Raw genomic sequence first — 11,426 nt, 5'->3', positions numbered from 1 at the left:
ACGGCCGGCCAGGACCTCAAGGCCTTCGTGCTGTTCTCCTCGGTTTCGGGGGTGATGGGCAGTGCGGGGCAGGGCAACTACGCGGCGGCGAACGTCTTCCTGGACGCCCTGGCCTCCTGGCGCCACCAGCAGGGGCTGCCCGCCCAGTCCCTGGGCTGGGGGGCGTGGGTGCCCACGGCGGGCATGACCGGGACCCTCTCCGATGCGGACCTGCAGCGGATCCGTTCCGCCGGGGTGCCGCCGCTGACCGAGGAGCAGGGCCTCGCCCTGCTCGACGCCGCCATGACCCTCGACGAGCCCTACCTGGTGGCGACCGGCCGGATGGCCGTCGGAGCCCGCCCGCGCGGCGAGGTGCCGACCATGTTCCGCGCCCTGCTGCCCGCCGGGCGGCGCACCGCCTCCGCCACCGGCACGGGCGCCGCCGCCATGACGGCCCTCGCCGCCCATCTGTACGGGCTGCGCGGCTCCGACCGGCTGCGCCACCTCCTCGACCTGGTCCGGACCGAGGCCGCGACCGTCCTCGGCCACCCCGGACCGCAGTCCGTCGCGGCCGACCGGGACTTCCACGACCTCGGCGTCGACTCCCTCACCGCCCTGGAACTGCGCAACCGCCTCACCGCCGTCACCGGCCTGCGGCTGCCCGCCACCCTGGTCTTCGACCACCCCACCCCCACGGCCATCGCGGAACTCCTGCTCGCCGAGGTGCTCGGCGGCCGGGACGAACCCGAACTTCCGCCGCTCGACCCCGCGGCCGCCGCGGACGACCCGATCGCGATCGTCGGCATGGCCTGCCGACTGCCCGGCGGGATCGGCACGCCCGAGGAGCTGTGGGATCTGGTCGCCGAAGGGCGCGAGGGCATATCCGACTTCCCCACCGACCGGGGCTGGGACCTCGACACCCTGCTCGGCGGCGGCCCCGGCGACCGGGGGCGCAGCGCCACCGCCAAGGGCGGCTTCCTGCACGGGGTGGCCGACTTCGACGCCGCGTTCTTCGGCATCTCGCCGCGTGAGGCCCTCGCGATGGACCCGCAGCAGCGGCTGCTGCTGGAGACCTCCTGGGAGGCCGTCGAGCGGGCCGGCATCGACCCGGTGGCGCTGCGCGGCAGCCGGACCGGCGTGTTCGTCGGCACCGGGGGCCAGGACTACCTGACCCTCGTCATGAACTCCGCCGAGGACATCGAGGGGCACGCGAGCACCGGCCTGGCGGCGAGTGTGGTCTCCGGCCGGATCTCCTACACGTTCGGGCTGGAGGGCCCGGCGGTGACGGTCGACACCGCCTGCTCCTCCTCGCTGGTGGCGATGCACCTGGCCGCGCAGTCCCTGCGCAGCGGCGAGTGCACCCTCGCCCTGGCCGGAGGCGTGACCGTGATGTCCTCCTCACTGGGATTCCCCGGCTTCACCCGGCAGGGCGGGCTGGCCCCGGACGGGCGGTGCAAGGCCTTCGCGGACGGGGCGGACGGCACCGGCTGGTCCGAGGGCGCCGGCGTGCTGGTGCTGGAACGGCTGTCGGACGCGCGCCGCAACGGGCACCCCGTCCTCGCCGTGGTGCGAGGCTCGGCGGTCAACCAGGACGGCGCCTCCAACGGACTGACGGCGCCCAACGGGCCGTCCCAGCAGCGCGTCATCCGCCAGGCCCTCGCCAACGCCCGGCTCTCGCCGGCCGAGGTCGACTTCGTCGAGGGCCACGGCACGGGCACCACCCTGGGCGACCCGATCGAGGCCCAGGCGCTGCTGGCCACCTACGGGCAGGACCGTGAACGGCCGCTGCTGCTGGGCTCGTTGAAGTCCAACATCGGCCACACCCAGGCCGCAGCAGGAGCGGCCGGCGTGATCAAGGCGGTGCTCGCGATGCGGCACGGGGTGCTGCCGCGCACCCTGCACGTGGACGCGCCGTCCTCACACGTCGACTGGACGGCCGGGGACATCCGGCTGCTCACCCGGGCGGAGGAATGGCCCCGGACCGGCCGGCCGCGCCGGGCGGGCGTCTCGGCGTTCGGGATCAGCGGCACCAATGCGCACGTGATCGTCGAGGAGGCGCCGTCGGCCGATGCCACCGCCGCGGATCGGGCGCCCGTGCCCGTGACGGTGCCGGCCGTGGTGCCGTGGGTGCTGGCGGGCAAGTCGGAGGCGGCGCTGGACGCGCAGCTGACCGGACCGGCGACGGTCGAGGGCTCTCCGCTGGACATCGGCCTGTCGCTGGCCATCGGGCGCTCGCGGTTCGCACACCGGGCGGTGCTGCTGGACGGCGTCGAGGTGGCCCGGGGCGTCGCCGACGGCGAGCGTCGGACGGCACTGCTCTTCTCCGGGCAGGGTGCCCAGCGACTCGGCACGGGGCGGGAGCTGTACGAGCGCTTCCCGGTGTTCGCGGAGGCCTTCGACGCGGTCTGTGCGGAGCTGGACCTGCCGGTGCGGGAGGTGGTGTGGGGTGAGGACGCGGAGCTGCTGAACCGGACGGACTTCGCCCAGGCGGGGCTGTTCGCGGTGGAGGTGGCGCTGTTCCGGCTGGTCGAATCACTCGGCGTACGCCCGGAGTTCGTGGCGGGCCACTCGATCGGTGAGATCGCCGCCGCGCACGTGGCGGGGGTGTTCTCGCTGGCGGACGCGTGCGCGCTGGTCGCCGCCCGTGGCCGCCTGATGCAGGCGCTGCCCTCCGGTGGCGCGATGCTCGCCGTACAGGCCACCGAGGAGGAGGTCCGGCCGCTGCTCGGCGACTCCGTCGCGCTGGCCGCCGTCAACGGTCCGTCCTCGGTGGTCGTTTCGGGTGCGGAGGAAGCGGTTGCGGCGGTCGAGGCGCACTTCGCGGACCGCCGTACGACCCGTCTGCGGGTGTCCCATGCCTTCCACTCCCCGCTGATGGACCCGATGCTGGAGGACTTCCGGCAGGTCCTCAACGGGCTGAGCTACCACGCGCCGTCGATCCCCCTCGTCTCCAGCCTCACTGGCGAGCCGGTCAGCGGCACGACCGACGCGGACCACTGGGTGCGCCACGTCCGCGAGACCGTCCGCTTCGCCGACGGCATCCGCACCCTCCACGCCGCCGGTGCCACCGACTACCTGGAACTGGGCCCGGACGCTGCGCTGTCCCCGGCCGTCCGCCAGGCCCTCGCCGAGGCCCCGGGCGCCGTCGTGGAACCGGTCTGCCGGCGCGGCCGCGCCGAGGAGAGCACCCTGCTGACCGCGCTCGCCCGGCTGCACGTCGTCGGCGGGGCCGTCGACTGGGCCCGGGTGTTCGACGGCACCGGCGCCCGGCGGGTCGACCTGCCCACCTACGCCTTCCAGCGCGAGCGCTACTGGCCCAGGACGCACGCTCCGGCCGGACGGCCGGGCGCCGCGCCGGAGGACGCGCTGGACGCCCGGTTCTGGGCGGCCGTCGAGGGCGAGGACCTGGACGCGCTCGCGGCCGACCTGGCCGTGGACGGCGCGGCGCTCGGATCCGTCCTCCCCGCGCTGTCCGCCTGGCGGCGCCACCACCGCGACCAGTCCCTGCTGGACGCGCTGCGCTTCCACGAGTCCTGGCCCGCGCTGCCGGGCGGCTCGACGGCCCGCCCGGCCGGCCCGTGGCTGGTCGTGACACCGGCCGAGGGCGGCGACGAGACCTGGGCGGCGGCAGCCTGCGAGGCGGTCGGCGCGGAGGCCCTGTGCCTGTCCGTGCGCACCACCGAGCGGGCCGAGCTGGCCGCGCTGCTGCGCGAACTGCCGACGGCCGGACGGCCGTTCGCCGGTGTGCTGTCCCTGCTGGCGCTCGGCGCCGGAGACCTGCCCGCCGCCGGCACCCTCACCCTGCTGCAGGCCCTGCGCGACACCGGCCTCACCGCCCCGCTGTGGTGCCTGACCCGCGGCGCGGTCGCGGTGGCCCGCACCGAGGCACCGGCCGCGCCCGAGCAGGCCGCCGTCTGGGGCCTCGGCCGGGTCGCCGCCCTGGAACACCCCCAGCAGTGGGGCGGCCTGATCGACCTGCCCGAGGCGCCGGACCCGGCCGCGGTGCGCCGGCTGGCCGCCGTGCTCGCCGCGACCGACGGCGAGGACCAGCTCGCGATCCGGGCCACCGCCGTGCACGCGCGCCGGCTCACCCCGGCCCCGGCCGGCACCCCGGACGCCGGCTGGACCCCGGCGGAGAGCCGCGGCACCGTGCTGATCACCGGCGGCACCGGCGGGCGCGGCGCCGCCGTGGCCCAATGGCTCGCCGACGCGGGCGCCGACCACCTGCTGCTGGCCGGCCGCCGGGGCCCGGACGCCCCCGGCGCGGCCGACCTCGCCGCCCGGCTGCGCGCCCGTGGTGCCCGGGTGACCGTCGCGGCCTGCGACGTCGCCGACCGCGCGGAGCTGGCCGCCCTGCTCGCCGGGCTGCCCGAGGACGCCCCGCTGACCGCCGTCGTCCACGCGGCGGGCACCGTCGACGACGGCGTGCTGGACGACCTGACGCCCGAACGCCTCGCCGCCGCCCAGCAGGCGCGGGCGCAGGGCGCCCTCCACCTGGACGAGCTGACCCGCGGGCTCGACCTGACCGCCTTCGTGCTCTGCTCCTCCGTCGCGGGCACCGTCGGCACCGCCGGCCGGGCCGCCCTCGCGGCCCCGGCCGCCGTCCTGGACGCGCTGGCCCACCGCCGCCGTGCCGAGGGCCTGCCCGCCACCGCCATCGCCTGGGGCGCCTGGGTCGGCGCCGAGTACAGCGCCCCGGCGGACCCCGACGGCCGGACCCAGCGGGCCGCCGTGCCCGCCCTGCACCCCGACCTCGCGCTGGCCGCGCTGCGCCAGGCCGTCACCCGGCCGGCCCCGGCGCTGGTGCTCCTGGACCTGGCCCAGCCGCAGGTCCTGGAGAGCCTGGTCGGTCTGCGCGGCAACCCGCTGCTGCGGGACCTGCCCGCCGCCCGCCCGGTGCTGGAGGCCGCCGCCGAGACCCGCCGGGGCTTCGCGACCGCCGCCTCCGAGCTCACCGGACGCCTCCGCGCGCTGGCCCCGAACGAGCGCACCGCGCTGCTCACCGACCTGGTGCGCACCCAGGTCGCGGCGGTGCTCGGCCACGCCGACCGCTCCGCCGTCGCGCCGGACCGCAAGTTCCGCGACCTCGGCTTCGACTCGCTCACGGCCGTCGAACTGCCCGCCCGGCTCGGGGCGGCCACCGGGCTGAAGCTGCCCGCCACCTCGGTGTACGACTACCCGACCGCCCAGGCGCTGGCCGAGCACCTGCTGGCCGAACTGCTGGACACGCCCGCCGTCCCGGCCGCGACCGCCGCCGGCGGACCGGTGGCCGCCGGCGACCCGATCGCGATCGTCGGCATGGCCTGCCGGCTGCCCGGCGGGGTGACCTCCCCGGACGACCTGTGGCGTCTGGTCGAGGGAGGCGGCGACGCCATCGCCGGCTTCCCCGAGGACCGCGGCTGGGACCTGCGCACCCTGCTGGCCGGCGACCGGGACGGCCGCGGACGCAGTGCCACCCTGGAGGGCGGCTTCATCGACGGCGTCGCCGACTTCGACGCCGGATTCTTCGACATCTCGCCGCGCGAGGCCCTCGCCATGGACCCGCAGCAGCGACTGCTGCTGGAGACCTCCTGGGAGGCGCTGGAGCGCGCCGGGGTCGACCCCCAGCAGCTCGGCGGCAGCCGGACCGGTGTCTTCGTCGGCACCAACGGCCTGGACTACGCCACCCTGATGATGAACTCCCGCGAGGACATCGGCGGCCACTCCGGCACCGGCCTGGCGTCGAGCGTGCTGTCCGGCCGGATCTCCTACACCCTCGGCCTGGAGGGCCCGGCCGTCACCGTCGACACCGCCTGCTCCTCCTCGCTGGTCGCCCTGCACCTCGCGGCCCAGGCGCTCCGCGCCGGCGAGTGCTCGCTGGCGCTCGCGGGCGGCGTGACGGTGATGACCACCCCGGTGAGCTTCGCCGGGTTCACGGTGCAGAACGGACTGGCCCCGGACGGCCGCTGCAAGGCCTACTCGGACGCCGCGGACGGCACCAACTGGTCCGAGGGCGTGGGCGTGCTGGTGCTGGAGCGGCTCTCCGACGCCGAGCGCAACGGCCACCAGGTGCTCGCGGTGGTGCGCGGCAGCGCCGTCAACCAGGACGGCGCCTCCAACGGGCTGACCGCGCCCAACGGCCCCTCCCAGCAGCGGGTGATCCGCCAGGCCCTGGCGAGCGCCGGCCTCTCGGCCGCCGAGGTGGACGCGGTCGAGGGCCACGGGACGGGCACGCCGCTCGGCGACCCGATCGAGGCCCAGGCGCTGTTGGCCACCTACGGCCGTGACCGTGAACGGCCCCTGCTGCTGGGCTCGTTGAAGTCCAACATCGGCCACACCCAGGCCGCCGCCGGCGTCGCGGGCGTGATCAAGACGGTGCTCGCCATGCGGCACGGGGTGCTGCCCAAGTCGCTGCACCTCGACCAGCCGTCCGGGCACGTGGACTGGTCGTCGGGCTCGATCGAGCTGCTCACCGAGGCCCGGCCGTGGCCCCGGGCCGGCCGCCCCCGGCGGGCCGGGGTCTCCTCCTTCGGGATCAGCGGCACCAACGCGCACGTGATCCTCGAACAGGCGCCGAGCCCGGCCGAGGGCATCGAGGAGGAGGGCCCCGAGGAGCACCGGGTGCTGCCGGCCGTCGTCCCCTGGGTGGTCTCGGCCCGCTCCGGGGCGGCGCTGGGCACCCACCTGACCCGGGTCTCCACCCTCGAACTCTCCCCGCTGGACATCGGGTTCTCGCTCGCCGTCGGCCGCTCCGGCTTCGAGCACCGGGCCGTGCTGCTCGCGTGCAGCGAAGGGCTGACCGAGGTCGCCCGCGGGGTCTCCGCCGATCGCACGACGGCGTTCCTGTTCTCCGGGCAGGGCTCGCAGCGGCTCGGGATGGGGCGGGAGCTGTACGCCCGGTTCCCGGTGTTCGCGCAGGCTTTCGACGCGGTGTGTGCGGAGCTGGACCTGCCGGTGCGGGAGGTGGTGTGGGGTGCGGACGCGGAGCTGCTGAACCGGACGGACTTCGCCCAGGCGGGGCTGTTCGCGGTGGAGGTGGCGCTGTTCCGGCTGGTCGAATCACTCGGCGTGCGGCCGGAGTTCGTGGCGGGTCACTCGATCGGCGAGGTCGCCGCGGCGCACGTGGCGGGGGTGTTCTCGCTGGCCGACGCCTGCACCCTGGTCGCCGCCCGTGGCCGCCTGATGAAGGCGCTTCCGGAGGGTGGCGCGATGCTGGCGGTGCAGGCCACCGAGGAGGAGGTCCGGCCGCTGCTGAACGACGAGGTGTCGACAGCCGCGGTGAACTGCCCGTCCTCGGTGGTGGTTTCCGGCACGGAGGCCGCCGTCGCGGCGATCGAAGCGCACTTCGCCGACCGCCGCACGACCCGCCTGCGGGTCTCGCACGCCTTCCACTCCCCGCTGATGGACCCGATGCTGGACGACTTCCGGCAGGTCCTCGACCGCCTGACCTACCACGTGCCCTCGATTCCCGTCGTCTCCAACCTGACCGGCGGGATCGCCGTCCCCGCCGACCTGCGCTCGCCCGAGTACTGGGTGCGCCACGTCAGGCAGACCGTCCGCTTCGCCGACGGCATCCGCGCCCTCCGCGCGGCCGGCGTCACCGCGCTGCTCGAACTCGGCCCCGACGGCGTGCTCACCGCGCTCGCCGAACAGACCCTCGCCGACGAGGGCTCCGCGGGCCCGGACCACACCGGCCAGGGCTCCGGCGGGGACACCGCCGACTGCGTCCGGGCCGCGGCCCTGCGCAAGGACCGCACCGAGGAGCGCAGCCTGCTGACCGCACTCGCCGAGCTGTACGCGGCCGGCGTCCCGGTCGAATGGGCGGCGCTGTTCGACGGGACCGGCGCCCGCCGGGTCGAGCTGCCCACCTACGCCTTCGAGCACCGCCGCTACTGGCCCCGCCCCGCGGCGCTCTCCGGTGACGTCGGCTCCGTCGGGCTGGTATCGGCCGAGCACCCGCTGCTCGGCGCCGCCGTCCCGCTCGCCGACGCCGACGGCGTGCTGTTCACCAGTCGGCTGGCGCTGCGCGTCCACCCCTGGGTCCTGGACCACCGCATCGCCGGCCGGCCCGCCTTCCCCGCCGCCGGCTTCGTCGAGCTCGCTGTCCGGGCGGGCGACCAGGTCGGCTGCGGCCGGATCGCGGACCTGACCCTCGGCGACCCGCTGCCGCTGGCCGAGCACGACGAACCCGTCGTGCAGGTGCGGGTCGGCGCTCCCGACGACGCCGGCGCCCGCCCGGTGGCCTGCTACGCCCGCCCCGGTGACGCCGCCCCCGACGAGCCCTGGACGCGCTGCGCCGCCGGCACCCTGCTGCCGCAGGAGGACGACCTGCCCGACCACGCCCAGGCGGTCTGGCCACCGGCCGGCTCGGTCGCCGTCGACCTGGACGGTTTCTACCGCGACCCCGGGCGCGGCCCGGCGTTCCACGGGCTGCGCGCGGCCTGGCTGCGCGGCGAGGAGGTCTTCGCCGAGGTCGCGCTGTCCGCCGAACCGGCCGACGACGCCCGCTACTTCGGCCTCCACCCGGCCCTCCTGGACGCCGTGCTGCACGGCGCCGTGCTGCTCGGCGTCGGCGACGAGGCGCAGCTGCCGGAGCCGCACGCCTGGCAGGGCGTCGCCCTGCACGCCGGAGGAGCGGCCGCCCTACGGGTGCGCATCGTGCGCCTGGACGCGTCCACGGTGTCGGTCACGGCGACCGACCCCGCGGGCGGTGCCGTACTCACCGTCGACTCGGTCGCCCTGCGCGCCCCGCAGGACGCCCCGGGGGCCGTCCGGGCCGGCCGGGACCCGCTGTTCCGGATCGACTGGATCCCCGCGCCCGCCGCGCCGGTCGCCGCCACGCCGCCGCGCTGTACGGCGCTCGGCCCGGACGACTACGGCACCGGCTCCTCGATCGCGGCCCTCGCCGACCTCGGCCGTCCGGTGCCCGACCTGGTCCTGGTCGCGCTGCGCGGCCCGGACGGCGACGTGCCCGAGGCCGTGCACGCGCACACCGCCCGGGTCCTCGCCCTGGTCCAGGAGTGGCTGGCCGAGGACCGGGCGGCGGCCGCCCGGCTGGTCTTCGTCACCCGCGGCGCCGTCCGGGCGGCCGACGGCGAAACCGTCCGCGACCTGCCCGGCGGCGCCGCCTGGGGCCTGGTCCGCTCGGCGAACTCCGAGCACCCCGGCCGCTTCGCCCTGCTCGACGTCGAAGGCCCCGAGGACGTGACGGCGGTCCTGCCGCTGCTGCCCGGCCTGCTGGCCGACGGCGAGGCCCAGTTCGCCGTCCGCGGCGGGGAACTGCGGGTCGGCCGGCTCGCCCGGCTGGCCGACCCGGCGGACACCGCCCGGGAGAGCGGCGGGGAACCCGCCGGCCGCACCACGCCGCCCGTCTGGCACCCCGACGGCACGGTGCTGATCACCGGCGGCACCGGCGCCCTGGGCCGCCACCTGGCCCGGCGCCTGGCCCGCACCGGTACCCGGCACCTGCTGCTCACCAGCCGGCGCGGGCCCGACGCGCCCGGCGCCGCCGAGCTGGCGGCCGAGCTGGCGGAGCTCGGGGCCGAGGCCCGGGTGGTCGCCTGCGACACCTCGGACCGGACCGCCACCGAAGGGCTGCTCGCCGGCATCCCCGCCGAGCACCCGCTCACCGCGGTGATCCACACCGCCGGTGTGCTGGACGACGGCATCATCACCTCGCTCACCCCCGAACGGCTGTCCGCCGTCCTGCGGCCCAAGGTCGACGCGGTCTGGCGGCTGCACGAGCTCACCCGGGACCTCGGCCTCGCCGCCTTCGTCACCTTCTCCTCCATCGCGGGCGTCATGGGCAGTCCCGGCCAGGGCAACTACGCCGCCGCGAACGCCTTCCTGGACACCCTGGTCGACCACCGCAGGTCGCTCGGCCTGGCCGGCACCTCGCTCGCCTGGGGTCCGTGGGCCCAGGACGCCGGCATGACCAGCGAGCTCAGCGAGACCGACATGCGGCGCATGCAGTCCGGCGGCATCCCGCCGCTCTCCGTCGAACAGGGCCTCGACCTGTTCGAGGCGGCACTCGGCTCGGTCGAACCCCTGGTCATCCCGATGGGTCTGGCGGTCGGCGGGATGCGGCCGCAGGGCGAGGTGCCCCCGCTGTTCCGCGGGCTGGTCCGCGCCGCCCGGCGCACCGCGGCGGGCGCCGCGAGCGGAGCCGACACGGCCGCCGACTTCACCCGGCAGCTGGTGGACCTCGGCGAACGCGACCGGATGCGCTACCTGGTCGACACCGTCCGGGCCGAGGCCGCCGCCGTCCTCGGCCACCCCACCCCGGACGCCGTCGACGCCGAACGGGACTTCTACGAGCTCGGCTTCGACTCGCTCACCGCCGTCGAACTGCGCAACCGGCTGGCCGCCGTCACCGGCCTGCGGATGCCCGCGACCGTCGTCTTCGACAGCCGCTCGCCGGGCGAGCTCGCCACCTGGATCCGCGGCGAACTCGCCGACCAGCGCACCGCGGACGGTCCGGACGGGACCGTGCTGGTGTCCGGCGGCGAAACCGAACTCGACTCCCTGGAGAGGCTGTTCACCGACGCCCTGGCCAACGGCAAGGTGCCCGAGGCGCAGCGGATGCTCGCCACCGTCGCGGCGCTACGCCCGACCTTCGAGGCGACCGCCGAGCTGGAGGACCTGCCCTGGGCGACCCGGCTGGCCGAGGGGCCGCGCCCGACCCGGCTGATCTGCGTCAGCGCGCCCACCGCCAACGCCGGTGTGCACCAGTACTCCCGGCTGGCCGCCCACTTCCGGGGCGAGCGCGAGGTGTCGGCGCTCCCCCTGGTCGGCTTCGCCACCGGCGAGCGGCTGCCCGCCAACCCCGAGGTCGCCACCCGGGTGATCGCCGAGAGCGCCCTGCGGGCCGCCGACGGCGAGCCGTTCGTGCTGGCCGGCCACTCCTCCGGCGGGTCCTTCGCCTACGCCGCGGCCGGCCTGCTGGAACACACCTGGGGCATCCGCCCGGCGGGCGTGGTGCTCTTCGACACGCTGAGCTTCCAGCACAACGCCGACGAGGGCACCGACTACACGGGCATGATGCGGCTCAACTTCACCGGTGCCGACTCACCGGTGAGGCTGACCAACTCCCGGCTGTCCGCAATGGGCCGCTGGATGGTGCTGCTCAACCGGCTGGAGGTCCAGCACACCTCGGCACCCGTTCTGCTGGTCAGCTGCGAGCGGGCCCTCACCGGCGCCGACGCGGCCCCCATCGAGCAGCGCGCCCAGGCCGAACCGCTGGTGCCCGGCGCCCAGGTGGTCGGGGTGGACGCCGACCACCTGTCGATGATCCGGGAGGACTCCGAGGGGACCGCGAGGATCGTGGAGGAGTGGCTGCGCGGCCGGGAGTGAGCGCGGCGGACGCGGGCGGGGGGGGCCCGGCCCCCGGGGGGGGCCCCCCCCCCCCCCGCCCCCCCCCCACCCCCCCCCCCCCCCAAAACACCGCCCCCCGGGCGCGACAAGGCCCG

General features: G+C 76.5%; 1 protein-coding gene. It reads left to right on the top strand.

The genetic code is table 11. The annotated features are described in order from the left end of the window. The coding region (locus tag ACIRVF_RS22940) for a type I polyketide synthase (protein WP_402820707.1) at nucleotides 1-11,310 on the top strand (11,310 nt) is incomplete at its 5' end. Nucleotides 11,311-11,426: the final 116 nt, after the last annotated feature.

This window comes from Kitasatospora sp. NPDC101157 (assembly GCF_044768255.1).
Lineage (GTDB): Bacteria > Actinomycetota > Actinomycetes > Streptomycetales > Streptomycetaceae > Kitasatospora.
The sequence above is the reverse complement of the archived record's forward strand: the minus strand, read 5'-3'. Positions and strand labels throughout refer to the sequence as shown.